We start from the raw sequence: 18,204 nt of genomic DNA on the forward strand, positions 1-18,204 counted from the left end.
ATGATTGAGTTCATCAATTTGAAAGCTTTCACTCGCACAGGTGCAAAATTTTATTTTATTTGAAATTATACACATACTTTTTCTTTATATAACAGAAAAGTTGTTTTTATTTTGGATGGTAATTGTTTTATATTTTAGGAATTTTTGTTGGAGGTAATTAAAATTCAATTCCCACACAGCCTAACCACTGTTTCCAAATATAATCAGCCATTTCTTTTATAGACAATTTCTTTTCTTGTTGATAATTTCCAAAAGTATTGTCTGTCCAGTACATATTGAATTCGTCATGTTCAAGATTAAAATATCCTTCAGTGTTGTTACCGTTGATTAAATTAATTTTGAAATTTAAAGCGAATTCTGAACGATTTAGATAATTAAAATGATATGTATTCTTTCCATCAGATTTGGAAAGTTCCAATGTTGCTTCAGTATTGACTTTATTTCTATTTACAATTAGACATTCGAAAGAAATGTTATTGTCTTTTAATACTCTTGCCTTAATATTATCCAAGTTAACTACTTCATCTATATAATTCTTTAAATTCTTCTTTAGTTCATCAAATCCATTTTCAACGAATTCCATTTTTTCAATCGAATCAAAGTCCTTTTTAATTTTATAATTGCGTAAATTACTTTTCACATTTTGAAGCGGTATCGTTGGATTCAAAGTTTCACTAATTGTACCCAACTGTAACAAAAGTCTAACTTCTTGGATGATGTTTAAGAATGCTGTATTCATATTGTTCCAATCAGATATAGGCTTTCCATCTTTAGGCAATGCCTTAAATTGTTTGAAAGGAGTGTTGGTCCAATCACAAGGTTCTAAAATTATTGGAATAATGGTAAGTTGATTATCTTCTTGCATTTTGAGAGCTCTCTTAAATTCTTTATCATAGCAATAATTTGAATTAATATAATCTGGACTTAAAAGTGCTATGAAAACATCTGATTTCTCCAATGATTCAGAAATAATGTTATCTAATTTTCCACCAGCAGGAATAGCTTCGTCAGTCCAGGCTTCAATTAATTCTTCCCTCTTCAATTGCGCTAAATGCACATGCAAGCGTTCTAAATAGTTTTCGTCCTTATGACTGTAGGATATAAATGCTTTCATTTATTATCATTTTTTAAATAAAAATCGATTTAAGAGGTATAATTTTCTTTAACTTCTTTTTCACTATTCCACTTATTAAAGAAATTGATAGCCGCTTGACCTTTAGGATGACAATCTTTATGAACTGACACCCCATTATAAATGGTAGTTTGACCTCCATTTTGATGTTCATCGACATGATGGATTTCTAAATCATCCCATGCAACTTCACTTTTGCATACTTGGCACTTCTTGTTGTCTCTAAAATATATTATTTCTCTTTCTAATTGACCGTAAGTTCTAACATTATCTTTTCTAACCGGTTGTAATATTGAGAACATTTTATTTGTAAAAAATTTATGTCTCTCTTGAATCGTTTTTGCATTTGAGGATTGAGTTTGGGTTAAAGAACCATAGTTGAACCAATATTCACCATCTTTTGTTTTCTTGGCCAAAGCACTTTTCTTTCGAAAATCGTCAAATGCCGAAATGAAGTTTGTTTGCCAGCTTTTAGTGTAATCTTCACTTAAACTATCCACCAATAAACAGATGTGTATAGCTTCATGTCCTCTCAATTTTGGACCTCTGTATCCTAAAAAAAGTTCATATACTTGGTCCAATAGACGGCCAAATTTTGCCACTTTCGGAGATTTCATATCGAACCCTAAATTACTGTAATAATAATCATCAATGGCGCTTGTACCAGTATCCATCCAATTACCTTTTGTGGCTTCTTCTAAAAACATCATTCCAATTTGAGCACAAAGTTGTCGTACTTGTCCTCGATCTGTTTTGTTGCTCAATTTTTTAAAAAAATCATAACCTGGATATCTTGCTAACTCTCGTTTGCCACCAAATTTTAGAACGAACTCGGTGTAACCACCTGGCCAAGCATCTCTTTTTTCTTGAGCATTTAAAGGCAATCCTGCTTGCAAACGAATAAAGAGGTCTCTTGCTTCGTCCTCATTGTCTGTTGTTACTTTTACTAAAAACAATTCGGTATTATCAAACTTTTCTTTTAAGTTGTCGTCTAGACCAAGATAATCGCAATGTGCCCACGGGCACGGTAAATCACTGATGAACTTCGGAAATCTTGCTACTTTGTCATCTTTAACCGGGTCGAAAAGTTTAAAAGCGTTTTCTCCAAAAAGATATAGTGCATTGATGCGTTGTTGACCGTCTATAATTTCCAAATCTTCTCGTTTCATACCTGCAATCTCCTCCTTTTTATGATGAAGATAGATTAGAGGTAACGGATAGCCTCGAAGAACACTGTCAATCAATTTTTTCTGCTGCGGTTCTTTCCATACAGCACCTCTTTGATATTCAGGATTGACCGATATCATGTTTTTGCGTTTAAGCTCTAATAAATCTTTAATTTTTATTTTGTCTGAATTTAGTTCCATTTTTACGTGATTGGTGATGTTAATTATTTAAATTTTTTATCTTTCTTGGACTTTTAATGCAATCAACTCTATCATAAAATTTTCTTCTTGTATATCATAATTGTGATTTGCCTGATATTTGTTTTGACCCAATCCTATTACCACATTATTGTGGTAAATATTCAGATAATCAAACACTAATTTTATTTGATTTTCATTAACCTCAATATTCTCTCGTTTATAGAATTCTGCCCAGCCAGCAATATCAAAACTGTTCCATTGTATCCTTATTCTTCTTGTTGGACCATTATGCATATTGTATAATAAATTCCAAAACAAATCATAAGTTACTCTATTATCAAACAATTCCTTTAGTAAATTTATGCGCTTTTCCATTGCAGTTATATTTTAATATATGTCCCCCCACTCAAACAAAGGGTCTTCTTCAGTTGCGTGTTTTTTTATATAATCTTTAAAATGGTCTCTTGGGTCTTCTATGCCTGTTGCAATACTTTCAAATGGAATGTTATGTAACATTCTATATTTGGTTAAGAATCGATACCCTTTTTTTCCTAAATAGTCCCAATTATTACCAAAATCAGCTAAATAATTGTAATACAACAATACCTGTTCTGCATTAGATAATTGTGCTCTTAAAACTCTTAAATATTGTCGGGATTCACTGTACGATATTAACTTCTTCTCTTCTTGTTGTATCACATATTTTACTGTTTGAAATAGATGTCTGTAATAATGTGCCAATCTGGACTCATGTCCTTCAAATGGATAAAACTTTAAATAATATTCATTTTTTCTAAATTTTGAATCCTCTGCTTTATTCCTATTATAAAATTCTTCTTGTTTTTGTTTTAATATGTTAAATAATTTATCCTTGAATTTTCCAGGGCAATCTCCAAAATCTATCTTTTTTGAGTTTTTACCGTAAAAGAATACTTGGTAGCTATAATCAATTAAGTCTTTAGGGGTAAGTTTTAATTCTATATCATTTGATACATTCTCTAATATATGGTACAAGGCATTAAACTCGTTTAGCATGCCAACAAAGATTTTTCGACCATCAATATCTCGTAGAAATTCCTGCGCTCTATACCCATGCCCTGTAGCATCTTGATATGGTACTTTTTGAAAATCGAAAAATGAAATCTTCATTTCTTGGACATTCCCTCTATGCAATTCAATCATTTTGTAGTATTGATTTTCAAACTTTTGAAGCTGAAGAGTATCATTCTGAATTTTAAACTCCTTGTTAGTTTGTTGTATTTCTTCAAACTGATTTTTTAAATCAATTCTCTGTAGGTATAAACTAATGATAATACCTGCAAACGCCAATCCAGAAAAAGCAGCGTTAACAGCTCCAAACATATCACCAAAAATCCCTCTTTGTTCTTTACATAAACTTAATCCATAGTCATAATTAAAATACCAAAGACTAAAAACAAGTAGTATAGAAAAAACAACTGTTGGCCAAAAGTATTTGTATTCATTCTTTTTCCCTCTTACATTTCTAAACCAGATTAAGGCTTTAGTTATTCCCTTATGTTTTCTAAACCACAAGAATCGTGACTTCTTCTTATTTTTCCCACTAGCACTCATTTTATTAATTTATTAAATCAATATTTCCAAAATCAAACCCTTTTAAATTCTCAATACAATTTTCTAATCTTAAAATTTTATAAGTAGTCATACTCCCATCGCTATAACTCATATCTGACAACCAATTCAATTGGTGATGTAAGAGATTAAAATTAGGAATACGTGAATCAAAATATTTAAATATTTCGTCGTGCATGATACTGGGATATTCAAAATTGTATTTATCTCTGCTGACCATATGTCCATATAGAGATTTAAAATTATCAGAATCGATTTCTTTTAAAAACTGGATTGCTGCCTCTTTGAGGCCATTGAAAATATAATAAAATAAAATAGTTGGTACCTGATAATGGAAACCAAATAGAGTATCCGAAGTTTTAACCATTTCATTATTGATATATCGTTCTGGATAACCGTTTGCTATTAAATAGTCCTTCTTGTAAAAGTCTGCAACTTTTATAAATTTTAATTCATCAATTAGTTGTAGTGTATCATCCGGTAACTGCACATCATCAACTTGATACGTCTTATAACTTCCTTCAAATCCACCATACTGATAATGCAATTGACTGTGGTTATTGTTCAAAAACTGAAATAACCTGGCTACTCTGTTATAATCATCTATTTCCATAATTACTCAAACTCCAATCTAGGCAACCCCGCCACAATATCCACAGTCTGCACACTAACATTAATAATGCTCAACAGCAAATCAAAAATATAGCTTGGGTTGTCGTGCTCTTTGCTCCAATCGTTGGGGTTGTTCGTAATGCCCGATTTCTTATCGGTGGTCACTTGATAGCGTTCCATAATCCACTCAATGGCGCTTTTACCATTTACAACATAGTCATAGGCTTTTTCTGGGATGTTCTTGATTTTGATACGTCCGTTATAGATAATAGTATCCTTTTGGTCTTTTTTAGGGAACTTCATTTTGGATACGGCATAATGCGCATAGGCATCTAAATTGATTAAGGCTTCCTGACCTTGAATTTCTACCTCTGGATAGGCTGGTACACTCTCGTAATTAATGTGTAAGTCTGCCAACGCACGGCCTGACTTTGAAAATTTCCAGAAATCATTTGGGCTGTCAACCAAAGGAATACGTGGTAACATTTTCTTTAAATCGTTGGCAAAGGTTTCTCGGTAATCTGGGCTGTGCAAAATGCCATAGACATAATAGAAAATATCTTCTTTGGTAACCGATTTACCATATTGCTTTTGGGCACGACCTAAAATGAAATCACTGACCCCATCGTGCCGTATGTACTCGCTTTCTCCTTCTTGGTCAAACAGTCCAGGGGTTTGTTTGGTTTGTTCTTCGTAATAATGTAGAGGAAAACATTGTGTCTTCTCTAAAAAATCATACGATATTAGTTTGTTGGTAATTAATGTCGAGAATGATTTGCTCGAACCAATTCCTGAAATAGTGATTACCAGATTCTCTTTTCTTTCAGGAAAAAACACTCTATTTAATCCTGGTCTTTCTATCAAACTATCATCATAATATAAATTTTGAGAAAAGAATGGTCGATAGATTCCAGTAAAAAACTTGTCTTTGTATAAATTTAAATTCTTGTTTTTTTCAAGGCTATTTTTCAGATTAACTGTCCAACTGATTTTAGTCGAATCACTACTAATATAGTCATTGACTTTTAACTCATCATTAATCTTTTGCGCTTCCTTAAAACCAATTCTCTGTTCGTTATAAAATCTTAATGAGTCATCTAAATTCTTATGTAATTTATTTTTTGAAAAATTGTAAACCCAAAAATCTCTTCCTGAAGATATTCCAGGACCATTTATTGTAAAATAGGATTGAACATTCTTTATTTTTTTTTCAGTTTCGATAGGAATCCATTCATCGAATGCTTCATTACGTTGATTAATCCAATCTCCATGTTCATTTGGTTTTAGAGTCTTTAGTTTCATTTCAGGATTTGAAATGTAACCAAATTCTGATATGATTTTCAGTTTATCCTCGCGCGATAAATAATCGCCAATATCGTGGTATTTAATAACTGCCTTGTCTTGTCTTTTCTCTGGATTTTTAACCAAAATAGTTATCGAGATTGGAGTTCTTGAACCCTCTTTAAAAACGTTTCCTGCTTCCTTACGCCTTAATTCACCCGAAGTACGGGCATTTCCTCTTAAATTAAAGACATAAATACTGTCAAATTCCTTTTCCAAAACTTTTCTAAAGCCATCTTGTGAATTGCCATCTAACCAAGTACCATTGGTTACAAAACCAATAATTCCTCCTTCATCATCTGCTAATCTATCGGTACTCCATCGGAACGCTTTGATATATGCATCGTATAAAGATTTGTTCAATCCTGCTTTGGATTCCTTGGCATAGGTGTTGGCAATTCTCGCATCTAATAATTCATAACTTTGGTTTTGTGCATTGTCGTTTGCATCCTTTTGCCCAATAGAATATGGTGGATTTCCAACAATGACGCGAATGGGTCCCTTTTTCTGTATTTCCAAACGTTCCGAATTTTGTGGGAACATTTCAGAGAAAATCACGCTGTCTTTAGTTTCGCCTAATTGGAAGGTGTCCGTCAATACAATACCATCAAAAGGGACATAATCACCTTCGTTGCCCATCACATCGTGGTAGGCATTTTCTATATTGACATCGGCAATGTAATATGCCAAAAGCACAATTTCATTGGCGTGGAGTTCACGGTCGTATTTACGTGGCAAGTCTTCTTTTTTAATGAGGCCAGACTGTATTAATCGGGTAATAAAAGTACCTGTACCTGTAAAGGGGTCGAGCACGTGTACGTTTTCATCAGAAATGCTTTGCCCAAATTCTTGTTGCAAGACATCGTTTACAGAATGCAAGATAAAATCAACCACCTCTACAGGGGTATAAACAATACCCAATTGCTCAACCATTCGTGGGAAAGCCGTTTTAAAAAACTTGTCGTACAACTCAATAATGATGCGTTGTTTACCTTCAGCATTATCAATACCAGCAGCACGCATACGTACCGATTCGTAGAATTTATTCAAGACTTTGGTGTCTTTTTCCAAAGCACCTTCTTCTAGCAAGCCTACCATTTTTTGCATAGATTGGGAAATGGCATTATTATCTACAAAAGAATAGCCTTCAAACAAAGCCTCAAAAACGGGTTTGGTAATCATATGCTGTGCCAGCATTTCAATGGCTTCCTTTTTGGTGATACTGGAGTTAATATTGGCTTGCAGTCCTTTCAGGAAAAGTTCAAAAGCTTCCCGATGTTCTGTCTTTTCTTCAGTGAGGTAAGTAAAACGCTCAATCAATCGTGTGGCAATCTCACCCACATTTTGTGCCCATTGTTCCCAATACCTGCGGTCTCCTACTTTTTTCACCAAACGTGCATACAACACATTTTGTAAAGCCTCAAACTGTAAGGCGAATTGCTGGTTCAGCTTATTGGTTTTATAGCCATCTTCGTTTTCGTTCACCCAATTACCATCTTCATCAAAGGAATAGTCAGGGCGCCCTATCAAAATTTGATCTGGTCGTTTCTTGTTAAGGTCTATCTTATTGATAATGGCGTTAAAACGGTCATCGTGCGCCCGTAGGGCATTGAGAACTGTCCACACCACGGCATAACGCTTGTTGTCGTCAAGGGCTTTGTCTGCTTCTATATCCGACGGTACCAATACAGGAATAATAATATAACCATATTTCTTGCCTTCCGCACGCCGCATCACACGACCCACGGATTGCACGACGTCAACTTCTGAATTTCGAGCAGATAAAAACATCACGGCATCCAATGATGGCACATCCACACCTTCGCTTAAACAGCGCACATTCGTAAGAATTCTACAATGGTCAGAGTCTTCCTTTAACCAATTCAATAGTTCTTCACGCTCTGGTGCTGCCATCGTACCATCAATGTGCTTGGCTTCCGTAGCAATTCTAGTATACTGTTCCTTTTCTGGCAAGGAGTCAATATAGTTTTCAGAAACGGTATTGAAGTAATTAGCAATAGTAGTCGATGCTGTGGCATCGGAATAAGCCGTAGGATTGATACGGGAACAAAAAGCTACAGCTCGCTTCATCGGTCCTGGGTCTATGTCTCTCAATGCACCATCGTCGCCTAGCATTTGTTTGGCAAGGGCGTTGATACAACCTATAAGTTTTGAGGCGTCATCAGCATTGATTTCCTGTTCTTCATCTGAAATCATTTTTTGTACCGATGGTGGCACATCCTTATCGCTTAAGGTAAGAATGAGAACCTTATAATCGGTCAACAAATTCCTCTCTACGGCTTCACCAAAACCAATGCGGTAAATTTCTTCACCATAAATGGTCTCATCGTCCATAGAGCAAAGGAGAATATCGTCTTGGGCTGCCTTGTCTTTGACTTTCGGGTCATAGAGTCTTGGCGTTGCCGTCATATACAAACGCTTTTTACCTACAATAAATTCATTGCTATGAACCTTTGTAAAAGCTGATTCGTCTTCATCGCTTAATGTCACACCCGTAGTTCGGTGCGCTTCATCACAAATGATTAGATCGAAAATAGCGGCATCACCTTCTTCTTTTTGAATCGCTTTTTGCGCCCTGGCAATCACCTCTATAGATTGATAGGTGGAAAACACGACGGTCATGCCACCTTTGTTATGTTCCTTATGGTATTTGAATTGGTTTTTGATAACCTCTGTATCAGTTGATGCTGGTAAGGCCAAATCAATGACACTATAGAAATCGGCATCTTCGCCTTTTTGTTTCTTCTTGGTGATATCAGGCTGTGAACAAATGCAAATAGGATTAATGGGTTTAATCGCTTGGGCTGTCCATTCATTTAACGTTTGCCCTATCAATGCTATGGATGGTACTAAAAACAAGATTAATCCTTGGTGATTGGTTTCATGTTCAGCAATGCGAAGTGCTGTGAACGTTTTACCAGTACCACAAGCCATAATGAGCTTTCCACGGTCTTTTTCTTTGAAATAGTCATGGGTACTATCCAAAGCGGTTTTTTGATGTTTTTTGACTTCATACTTTTGAGTTCGAGCTGACACTCCAGAAATGCCCTCATCCAGTTTATCCCACTGCACTGGAGCCTCTTCCAAATGAAACAATCCTATCCTTGTTACTGGAATATTTTGATTGAGTATAACATTTTCAGCATTAGAACTCCACCGTTTTCCTGTGGTATCAATCCATAAACGATGTGAGAAACGAACCGTTTTTAAGTTCTCATCTTTAAATTGTCTGCTAGAGGTAGACAAAAATCCATCCACCGCTTTTTTATCGATGGTTGTCCCTTCTGCATAACATTTACATTGTATGGCCCAATATTTATTATCATTCGTTAAGGCTACGATATCGATACCCGTATCATTACCGCCCAAATCTTTACGTCCAGGAAATTCAAACCACAGCCATACTTTTTTAAATTCATTGGCATATTTTGGATCCGTTTGGAGATAGGCTGCCATCAGGCGTTCGAATTTATCGCCTTTATCTCTTTCAGAAAATGCATATTTGCGGTATTTGTCAAGTAGGGTTTTGAATCTTGCCATTTATAAGTCAGAAGGTTTTATAAGTTCTTAAGTTGCTGATATATTTTTACCATCGCCAAAGTGTCCAGTTTACAATATTCCAAAAGGTGCTTTCTTACTGCAGCAGCATCCTCAAAACTTTGTGGTTGCAGCATAAGTCTGCCCCATGTGTCCAAGGCCATAGTGCCGTTTTGGATTTCTAGTTCACTGTAAGAAAATTTTGGTTCTAAAATAGGTAAAACATATTTGATTGAAGTTCTTCCTTGAAATCTATAATCAACATAACTAGTGAAAAATAGTTTTTCCAAGTCGAACATATGGTTGTTAATATAATTTAGATAGGGTTGAAATTCTGGATGCATACGCATCATATCGTTATTTCGTCCAGTTTCAAATGCTGCATACCAAGATATAAAAGTACCTTCAACTCCCGTAAAATTTTGCATTTGTTGTAACATCTTTACTGGCAATTCCATCACCTCCGACAAATATTCAAAATGCGTGATATCACCATTTTTATTCATAGTATGAATAGAAACTTGAAACGTAAGATGTTGGTGCGGGCTCAAACCATCAACTTTTGGAATTGCGGTTGGAAAAGTTTCATAATCTATAAAATGAAGAGGAAACTCTAGATTTTCTAGAGCATTTTTAATTTCAATTTTATTAATCATAGGCGCTTGCCCTAGCAAAGAATCCACTTGAAGTCTTTGACGTTCGGTCAAATCTACATTTGAAGGCACATCTTTAATGTCAATTACTCCTAAATCTGTAAGTTCATGTATTTTTTTTGCACGAATACCATTTAACTCATAAATGCTATGTTCGGGAATATCATTAAAGTAATCAAAAGCATCACAGTGGTTACTTCTTGTATTTTTTACACAGGAGCATTGTGTGGGTTGTGCTGCTTGATTAATAAATTTTAATGCTCCATTTATTTCATTGACTGTTTCAGAATAGATGGCATTTACTTTGTCAGTGACGTCTTCAACTATTAATAATTCTGATGGGTCGATGTCTCCATTCTTTACAAATTCTTTGTTTAAATAAATAATGTGTACCTTATCAATAGTATAGCCGCATTCGGTCATAACATACTTTTGAAAGCAGGCATCTTTAAGATGATTATGTTTGCTATCCGTATGAATGGATGTCGAGGATTTCACCTCATAAATAGTATAAGTGCCATCGTCATTTTTCTCTAGAATATCAATAATTGCCAATGCGCCTTTTGAAGTTACAAATGTGGGTTGGAAAAAATATTGATATTCCTCTTTTAACTTATCGCTAGTATAATTGGCGTTTTTGTTTCCGCTTAAATCCAAGCCGCCTTCAAACAATTGTTGCGCATATTCTTCTACCTCATAACCTTCTTGTACCAGTTTTTCCAAAAAAAGTGAGGTTTCACCATGCGGATAGTCTTGAGGTTTGTTTTTCAATAGCCACAAAGATTCTGGGCATTTCAAGAATTGAATGAAATTGGTTTTAGTCAGTTGCATAGAGGGATTTATAACTAAATCTGATTTTAGCTATTAACATTACTAGGGAGAGTCTAAATATATAAAGAATATTTCAAACAAACCCCACAAAAATTTCCAAACCACCCACAGCATCAATCACTTTTTTTCATACATTTATATCGACACATCGCTTCCGTTCTAGGAAGTTGTGGTCATTTGACTTTTGCCAAAGTAGCTAGTCACTGCTTTGGCTTTTTAATTATAATAATCACCCTCATCTAATAGGCATTTCAGCCGTCATTAGCCGTTACCACCGTCGTAGATGGCGTTACCACAGTTATAATTCCCGTTACCACCGTTATATTTCTTGTTACCACCGTTATAATTCCCGTTACCACCGTTATATTTCTCGTTACCACCGTTATATTTCCCGTTACCACCGTTATATTTCCCGTTACCACCGTTGTATTTCACGTCACCACTGTTATAATTCCCGTTACCACCGTTATAATTCCCGTTACCACTGTTATATTTCTCGTTACCACCGCTATATTTCCCGTTACCACCGTTATATTTCTTGTTACCACCGTTGTATTTCACGTCACCACTGTTATAATTCTCGTTACCACTGTTATATTTCCCGTTACCACCGTTATAATTCCCGTTACCAACGTTATATTTCACGTTACCACCGTTATATTTCACGTTACCAACGTTATATTTCACGTTACCACTGTTATATTTCCCGTTACCACCGTTATATTTCTCGTTACCACCGTTGTATTTCCCGTTACCACCACTTTATATACCTCATTCCGCCAAAGGCGGAAAACCCCAATCGGCAGTATAAGAAGTTCAAAGCGTAAAGAATCTTTGAAGCCTTGGAAAAGATTTAGCTTTGAACTTCTGGTTTTATTCGAAGAATAACTGCAAAGCACATCATGAGTTCCATTAGTACAATGAATATGGATGAATAAAAAAGCAAAAGAGAATGACCCTGTAAACCGTTAACCGTAAACTGTAAACCGTAAACTGCCCACTGCCTACTAAACACTCACTCCCCCAACAACCCTTGAGCCTTTTGGATACTGGTAAGCAACTGCTCCTCTTTAATGACAATATCGGTCATGCTGATGGAGAGAAACAGCGCAATACGGCGCATGGAGGTCTCGCTATTATCAAAGTCCATAGTGATCAAGCCGGAGATCATGAGGTTGGCGAAATCTTCATAATCGCGCTGCTTGGTATAGACATCATTAATGGCTTGTATCTGGTCCAATGGCATAGTGTTGAACAACCCTGTCTGGATACCCGTTTGGTAAGCACTGTTCACAAAGCTAAGCGTATTGACACCCTTAAAGAAGCTGGGCTTAAAGGGTAATGAATCGGCCTGCGCCATATAGTGCCGCGAACTGTCGCGCACCATACGGTGGTAGGTCAGCACCTGGTCAATCTTGGCTTTGTTATCGGACAGCTCGGCTTCTAGCGTGGTCTTCAGACTATCGAACTTACGTGATTCGCGTCGGCTTTCGGACCAATTGGAAATGATAAAGCCCAAAAAGACACCAATGGTCACAGAGATGATCTGGATAAATAGGTCGGTGGTTTTGCTATTGAAACGTTTCATGAGGACGGTTGAAATTTGGGTTTAAGATAGGGATTTTTTGGTAGCTGTTAGCAACTAGCTTTTGGCTGTTAGCCTTTAGCTTTTAGACGGTAGACGGTAGACCGTAGACGGTAGACGGTAGACGGTAGACGGTAGACGGTAGACGGTAGACGGTAGACAAAATTAAATTTTTCTTTTCATTTAGTACAAAGTATTAAGTATTTAGAATCAAAGGCCAAAAGCCAAAGGTTAAAGGCTAAACAAAATATTAAACAAAAAGATATATTATTATTGTAAAACAATAATTTTTTATATATTTGCAATAATAAAATAAGTTTACTGCCATGAAAAAAACCAAGGTTATTTCAAAAATTCTGTTCTACCTAACACGAGGATTGGCGTGGGTGTATATATTGACAGCTGTCTATGGAGGTATCAGCTGGTTCACTAATACCAATAGCACTATAGAACAAGACCGTATGATTATTCAGTATCCGTTTACGGACAGTTCTTTTTTGATTTTAGACAACCACCTGACCTATGTACTCTTTTCCTTCTTGCTTCCCGTTGTGGCCTATGCCCTATTTTTCTGGTTGCTCTCCAATGCTTTTAGGGTTTTTTATCAGGACAAATTGTTTGTAAGGGAAAATATTGTGCATCTGCAGCGGTTTTATAGTGCCAATATCTTCTTGCCGATAGTACTCGTGGCGTTCTCTTCCTTTTTTATAACTGTGGAGAGTGAAATGTTTTTGATTGTGATTTTACATCTCTTTTTGGGTGTATTTGCATTCTTTATGTCCGAAATTTTCAATCAAGGATTGAACTTACAAAACGAACAAGACTTATACATTTAGCGTATGCCTATTATTATCAACATCGATGTGATGCTCGCCAAACGAAAAATGAAAAGCATGGATTTGGCAGACGATATCGGCATCACACCTGCCAATCTTTCTGTGCTTAAAACAGGTAAAGCCAAAGGTATTCGGTTCGAAACACTGGAGGCCATCTGTAAAGCACTCGACTGCAAACCTGGAGACATTATAGACTATGTAGAATAGCGCTTCGCATTAAATAACATCAAATGAATACATTGAAAATAGACAATGTATCTGTTGTGTATCGCAACGGATACCAGGCACTTACTGCCTTAAATCTGGAAATAGAAAATGGAATTTTCGGGCTACTGGGACCCAATGGCGCAGGAAAATCATCTTTGATGAAAACCATTGTGGGTCTGCAAAAACCCAGTGAGGGCAGCATCCATTTTAACGGATGTGATGTTGTAAAACATCCGCTTGCCATACAAAAACACTTGGGGTTTTTACCTCAATATTTTGGAGTATATCCCAAAGTTTCAGCCTACGATTTACTGGACCACTTGGCAAAACTCAAAGGGGTGCAACATAAGCAAGAACGCCACCAGCAGATTCTTGGGCTTTTGGAAAAGGTGAACTTATTGGAACATCAAAAAAAGGAAGTGCATACCTTCTCGGGCGGCATGAAGCAACGTTTTGGAGTGGCTCAAGCCTTATTGGGAACACCTAAAATTGTGATTGTAGACGAGCCAACCGCCGGATTAGACCCGGAAGAACGAAACCGCTTCAATACCTTGTTGAGCGACATCAGTGAGGAGATCATTATAATGCTATCGACGCACTTGGTAGAAGACGTCCGCAACCTCTGCTCAAACATGGCCATTATCAATAAAGGCGCCATTGTATCACAGGGACGTCCCAATGATTTTATCGCGGAATTAAAAGGGACGCTTTGGCAAAAGGCCGTTAAAACTTCTGAACTGCCCGAAATGGAAGCCAAGCACCAAGTCATCAGCAAGCAATTGATTGAAAAAGTGATGTACGTCACCGTGCGGGCAACGGAGGCTCCCAATGGATTTCACCCAGTTGCCCCTACGCTGGAACATGTGTATTTTAACCATTTAAAATAGGGCAGCATGAAAACGGTCTTTTGGAATGACATCTTTACCACCCTGAAACAGAAAAATACCTATATCGCCTTATTGGTCTATGCAGGCATAGGTTTCATGACTGGCTACAAATTCAGCATCAAAGTGGGTGACGCCATTGCTGCCAATGCGCCCTACTCTCTCGGTTTTATGATAGGCCTGATGAGCTTAATGATAATTTTAATGGCGACGGTGGTGGCTTTTACATTATTGTTTAAGGAAAGTGACGCCAATTTTGGTTTGATTGTGTTTGCTACACCTATTGAAAAACGCCATTTTGCAATGGCCCGTTTTGGCGCATTTTACATACTCACGCTCTTTGGCTTTTTTATTCTGGTAATGGCGTATGCCCTGGGGCTTTATATGCAACCCTTAAACCTGATGAACCCCGGGTTTCAACCGTGGCATTTTTTCTATCCGTTTCTAATATTTGGCGTGGTAAACGCCTTCCTGATATGCAGTTTGTTGTTCTTTGTGTCAAGTAAGTTTCAAAATAAACTCCTGCTTGCTGTGACGGGGCTTTTGCTCTACATTCTATACATGCTGGCCATGGTATTTTCTAATGCCCCATTTATGGCACAGGCTTTACCGCAATCAATGATGGCACAGCGTATGTCGGCCATTGTGGATGTTTTTGGGCTGTCGAGCTATTTTTTTGAAGCAAAAGACCTCACGGTGCTGCAGCGAAACCAAAGCGTTGTGCCATTTACCAATTATATAGTGCTAAACCGAGTGGTGGTCGCGCTGCTTGCGATGGGAATTGTATGTTTTGGTATTCGGGCTTTTTCAGTTTTGCCGATAGATAAAGGAACGTCCAAAAAAGACAAAATGCCTTTAGCATCAGTTTACACCCAGATACCTTTTACAACTGCCTCAACAGGCTTCAATCTAAAAACCCGATGGAACGCCATCGTGTCCTTTATAAAAATTGATACGATCTATCTTTTCAAAAGCATTGCCTTTATAGCTGTAGGGATGCTGCTTTTATTTTATGTTGGCATGGAAATGTATGGTGATATTGACGGAGGGATTAGAATGCCGCAACTGTATGCCAGTTCGGGCAGACTGGCACAAACCATTAACGCGACATTCTATTTTATGGGCGCTTTCGTAATGGTTTATTTTGTGAACGATATGTATTGGCGAAGTACGGCCACAGGATTTTCCATCCTGCAAAACACAACCTATTATGCCAAGGAAAAATTGTTAGGGCACCTCGGAAGCATAACGCTACTGGTATCCGTTCTTACGATGATCATGATAGTTGAGGCCTTGGTGTTTCAGATGTGGTTCCAATACTTTCGAATCGATGTCCAAGCCTATGTGGGCGTGGTGGTTTTTAATATGTTACCTGTAGTATTGTTATCGCTATTGCTGCTGTTTATAAATAGCATCAGTAAATCCAAAGCCGTGGCGCTCGGTATGTCCCTCTTGGTCTTTTTGTTGTTTGCCACACCTATTTCAAAGAGTTTTATTGCCAATCCTTTGCTTCGGTTTTTGTCGGGATACCGAGGTCATTACAGCGAATTTTTAGGGTACGGTCCTTACCTGCCACTATTTTTATGGCGATGGGTTTTTGGGTTATCCATCGTGGCCATGCTTTTTCTGACGTCCTTTTCGGTAAAATCTTCGGGGAAGAAAGGGGGAACCTATGTGGCTCTGTTTGCATGCATTGTAGCAGCATTGGTAAGTGGTTCACAATTTCTTGAAGGTTACGAATATAAAAACGACGATTCCGCAGTAACGGAAAGGGTGAGCTATGAAAAAATGTTCAGAAAGTATCAGCACATTCCACAGCCTACCATATCAGAAGTGAGTACTGAAATTGATCTGTATCCAGAATTGCAACGCTATCGCATTAAAGGGCACTATGTAATGATGAATAAACATTCACAACCCGTCGATTCGTTACTGTTCACCATCCCGAAAGATTTTGAACTGATATCCCTCACCTACCAATACAAAAACGAAACTGTTCAATTGAAACAAGCCATTTCCCAACTTTTCTTAAAAGAGCCAATCGCTCCCACAGAATCAGCAACTTTGGAGTTCGAATTAGCGTATCAATGGCATGCGGTCAACAACCACGACAATTTCAACGCCATTGTAGAAAATGGGTCTTTTATGCGCATCAGTCGTTATTTCCCAAAAGTGGGTTATGATTCTGAAAAAGAAATTTCAGATAAAACGCTTCGTGAAATGTATAAATTGGGAGATGAGACGCCGTTAACCGCTTTAGAGGCGCCAAAAATGGGTACGGATGATTTTATCAAACTTTCGATGCAAATTTCCACTCCACAACATCAAATCGCTGTAGGTACAGGAGAGTTAAAAAAGGAATGGCAACACGAAAACCGAAATTATTATCTGTATACAGCCGAAGATATCCCGTTTCGATTTGCGGTATCTTCTGCAGAATACGAGGTAAAAAGAGTGCAGCATCATGGTGTGTCCATCCGGGTGCTATACCACCCATTACACGATACCAATGTCTCTCACCTCATCGAAAATACAAAACTGACACTGGCGTATTGCATTGAAAATTTCGGGCCATATCCCTTTAAGTCGATAACCTATGCAGAAGTGTCATCGTTTACACAAGGTTTTGCAGGCACTGCCTACCCTGGAGTCATTTTTATGACAGAACACATGACCTTTAATGCCAATATCAAAGCAGGTAAAAATCAGGATGTGGTGAATGAATTGGCAGGTCATGAAGTGGCACATTTATGGTGGGGCACCAACCAAATTGACCCCGATTATAGGGAAGGTTATGCCATGCTCACTGAAAGCTTGGCAATGTACACGGAAATGATGGTTTACAAGAAAATGTATGGTCATGAGCAAATGATGGAACGGCTTGCTATTCATCAACAAATTTATGACGCACAAAAGGGATTTAGCGACCAAACCTCTCTGTTAAGAGCCAATGGCACCGATACCTTTATAGCGTACTCCAAAGGCGCAGTGGTGTTTGTGGCATTAAGCGAACTCATTGGGGAGCCACAGTTGAATAAGGCATTGAGAAATTTTCTTGCAAAACATGAACATCCCAACCCAAAACCGATTGCAACAGATGTGCTTCACGAAATTCTTGAGGTTTCCGATAAATCATATCACCCTAAAATCAAATCCTTATTTGAATGAAAAATTTGAGGAGCTTTTAGCTTTGGCTGTTAGCCTTTAGCGACTAGAACAAAGTATTTAGTAGATAGAATTAAGAGCCAAGGCTAATAGCTAATGGCTAATAAAAATTTATGATGGCTAACTATTTAGGTCTCAACAGATATGGGAATTTGACCACCAAATTCTTACAATTATCGACGAACGGTAAGAAACTTTCGATATATTTGACTCCCGACATAGATATTATTATTAACAACAAAGAGCCAAAAGCTAAAGGCTAAAGGCTAACAGCTAAAGAATAGAATTAAAAACCAGACACCAAAAACCAAAACCGTTGAGCACCGCTTAAATTTCGCTCAACACCCCCTAACCCAAATTGCTTTCGAGTCCATCTTTTTGCGAAATAAGTCAAACAAGAGCGTGATAAGAGAGTAAATTAG

The 18,204-nt window shown here is 37.2% G+C and carries 13 protein-coding genes; 4 read left to right on the top strand and 9 right to left on the bottom strand.

Features of this window, described 5'->3' with window-relative positions; translation table 11 throughout:
- Positions 1–157 precede the first annotated feature (157 nt).
- From M0G43_RS08470 to M0G43_RS08510, 9 genes are all read right to left on the bottom strand, one after another.
- Entirely contained in the window at positions 158–1,114 is a 957-nt protein-coding gene (locus M0G43_RS08470) for a toll/interleukin-1 receptor domain-containing protein (protein WP_248025045.1), read from the bottom strand.
- 29 nt (positions 1,115–1,143) lie between these two features.
- Positions 1,144–2,499 carry an HNH endonuclease family protein gene (locus M0G43_RS08475; RefSeq protein WP_248025046.1) on the bottom strand — a complete coding sequence of 452 codons (1,356 nt, stop codon included), beginning with the start codon at positions 2,497–2,499 and terminating at the stop codon, positions 1,144–1,146.
- Positions 2,500–2,535: 36 nt separating this feature from the next.
- A complete protein-coding gene (locus M0G43_RS08480; protein WP_248025047.1) occupies positions 2,536–2,874 on the bottom strand; it encodes a hypothetical protein in 339 nt (112 codons plus the stop codon).
- A gap of 12 nt (positions 2,875–2,886) precedes the next feature.
- A complete protein-coding gene (locus M0G43_RS08485) occupies positions 2,887–4,092 on the bottom strand; it encodes a putative phage abortive infection protein (protein ID WP_248025048.1) in 1,206 nt (401 codons plus the stop codon).
- Positions 4,093–4,096: 4 nt separating this feature from the next.
- Positions 4,097–4,723 carry a hypothetical protein gene (locus M0G43_RS08490; RefSeq protein ID WP_248025049.1) on the bottom strand — a complete coding sequence of 209 codons (627 nt, stop codon included), beginning with the start codon at positions 4,721–4,723 and terminating at the stop codon, positions 4,097–4,099.
- A 2-nt stretch (positions 4,724–4,725) separates the two neighbouring features.
- Positions 4,726–9,624 carry a DEAD/DEAH box helicase gene (locus M0G43_RS08495; protein WP_248025050.1) on the bottom strand — a complete coding sequence of 1,633 codons (4,899 nt, stop codon included), beginning with the start codon at positions 9,622–9,624 and terminating at the stop codon, positions 4,726–4,728.
- 17 nt (positions 9,625–9,641) lie between these two features.
- Positions 9,642–11,105: a DUF2779 domain-containing protein gene (locus tag M0G43_RS08500; RefSeq protein ID WP_248025052.1), complete on the bottom strand. Its 1,464-nt coding sequence runs from the start codon at positions 11,103–11,105 to the stop codon at positions 9,642–9,644.
- Positions 11,106–11,366: 261 nt separating this feature from the next.
- A complete protein-coding gene (locus tag M0G43_RS08505) occupies positions 11,367–11,792 on the bottom strand; it encodes a hypothetical protein (RefSeq protein ID WP_248025053.1) in 426 nt (141 codons plus the stop codon).
- A gap of 328 nt (positions 11,793–12,120) precedes the next feature.
- Positions 12,121–12,693 carry a hypothetical protein gene (locus tag M0G43_RS08510; protein WP_248025055.1) on the bottom strand — a complete coding sequence of 191 codons (573 nt, stop codon included), beginning with the start codon at positions 12,691–12,693 and terminating at the stop codon, positions 12,121–12,123.
- A gap of 323 nt (positions 12,694–13,016) precedes the next feature.
- Here M0G43_RS08510 and M0G43_RS08515 point away from each other — a divergent pair, with 323 nt between their 5' ends.
- Genes M0G43_RS08515 through M0G43_RS08530 form a run of 4 tightly spaced genes read left to right on the top strand, consistent with a single transcriptional unit; the run spans position 13,017 to position 17,785 of the window.
- The gene (locus M0G43_RS08515; protein WP_248025056.1) at positions 13,017–13,526 is read left to right on the top strand and encodes a DUF2975 domain-containing protein; all 510 of its coding nucleotides are present in this window, start codon (positions 13,017–13,019) and stop codon (positions 13,524–13,526) included.
- 3 nt (positions 13,527–13,529) lie between these two features.
- Positions 13,530–13,733, top strand: a complete 204-nt coding sequence (locus tag M0G43_RS08520) for a helix-turn-helix domain-containing protein (RefSeq protein WP_248025057.1) — start codon at positions 13,530–13,532, stop codon at positions 13,731–13,733.
- A 23-nt stretch (positions 13,734–13,756) separates the two neighbouring features.
- Positions 13,757–14,620 (top strand): ABC transporter ATP-binding protein, encoded by an 864-nt coding sequence (locus M0G43_RS08525; protein WP_248025058.1) that lies wholly within the window; start codon positions 13,757–13,759, stop codon positions 14,618–14,620.
- A 6-nt stretch (positions 14,621–14,626) separates the two neighbouring features.
- The gene (locus M0G43_RS08530) at positions 14,627–17,785 is read left to right on the top strand and encodes a M1 family aminopeptidase (protein WP_248025059.1); all 3,159 of its coding nucleotides are present in this window, start codon (positions 14,627–14,629) and stop codon (positions 17,783–17,785) included.
- Positions 17,786–18,204 lie beyond the last annotated feature (419 nt).

The sequence above is a fragment of the Subsaxibacter sp. CAU 1640 genome (assembly GCF_023156585.1).
Taxonomy (GTDB): Bacteria; Bacteroidota; Bacteroidia; order Flavobacteriales; family Flavobacteriaceae; genus JBPOFM01.

What these genes read in the sequence shown, in the direction of transcription:
- M0G43_RS08470 (WP_248025045.1), bottom strand. Translation starts at nt 1,114, where the DNA reads ATGAAAGCATTTATATCCTACAGTCATAAGGACGAAAACTATTTAGAA.
- M0G43_RS08475 (WP_248025046.1), bottom strand. Translation starts at nt 2,499, where the DNA reads ATGGAACTAAATTCAGACAAAATAAAAATTAAAGATTTATTAGAGCTT.
- M0G43_RS08480 (WP_248025047.1), bottom strand. Translation starts at nt 2,874, where the DNA reads ATGGAAAAGCGCATAAATTTACTAAAGGAATTGTTTGATAATAGAGTA.
- M0G43_RS08485 (WP_248025048.1), bottom strand. Translation starts at nt 4,092, where the DNA reads ATGAGTGCTAGTGGGAAAAATAAGAAGAAGTCACGATTCTTGTGGTTT.
- M0G43_RS08490 (WP_248025049.1), bottom strand. Translation starts at nt 4,723, where the DNA reads ATGGAAATAGATGATTATAACAGAGTAGCCAGGTTATTTCAGTTTTTG.
- M0G43_RS08495 (WP_248025050.1), bottom strand. Translation starts at nt 9,624, where the DNA reads ATGGCAAGATTCAAAACCCTACTTGACAAATACCGCAAATATGCATTT.
- M0G43_RS08500 (WP_248025052.1), bottom strand. Translation starts at nt 11,105, where the DNA reads ATGCAACTGACTAAAACCAATTTCATTCAATTCTTGAAATGCCCAGAA.
- M0G43_RS08510 (WP_248025055.1), bottom strand. Translation starts at nt 12,693, where the DNA reads ATGAAACGTTTCAATAGCAAAACCACCGACCTATTTATCCAGATCATC.
- M0G43_RS08515 (WP_248025056.1), top strand. Translation starts at nt 13,017, where the DNA reads ATGAAAAAAACCAAGGTTATTTCAAAAATTCTGTTCTACCTAACACGA.
- M0G43_RS08520 (WP_248025057.1), top strand. Translation starts at nt 13,530, where the DNA reads ATGCCTATTATTATCAACATCGATGTGATGCTCGCCAAACGAAAAATG.
- M0G43_RS08525 (WP_248025058.1), top strand. Translation starts at nt 13,757, where the DNA reads ATGAATACATTGAAAATAGACAATGTATCTGTTGTGTATCGCAACGGA.
- M0G43_RS08530 (WP_248025059.1), top strand. Translation starts at nt 14,627, where the DNA reads ATGAAAACGGTCTTTTGGAATGACATCTTTACCACCCTGAAACAGAAA.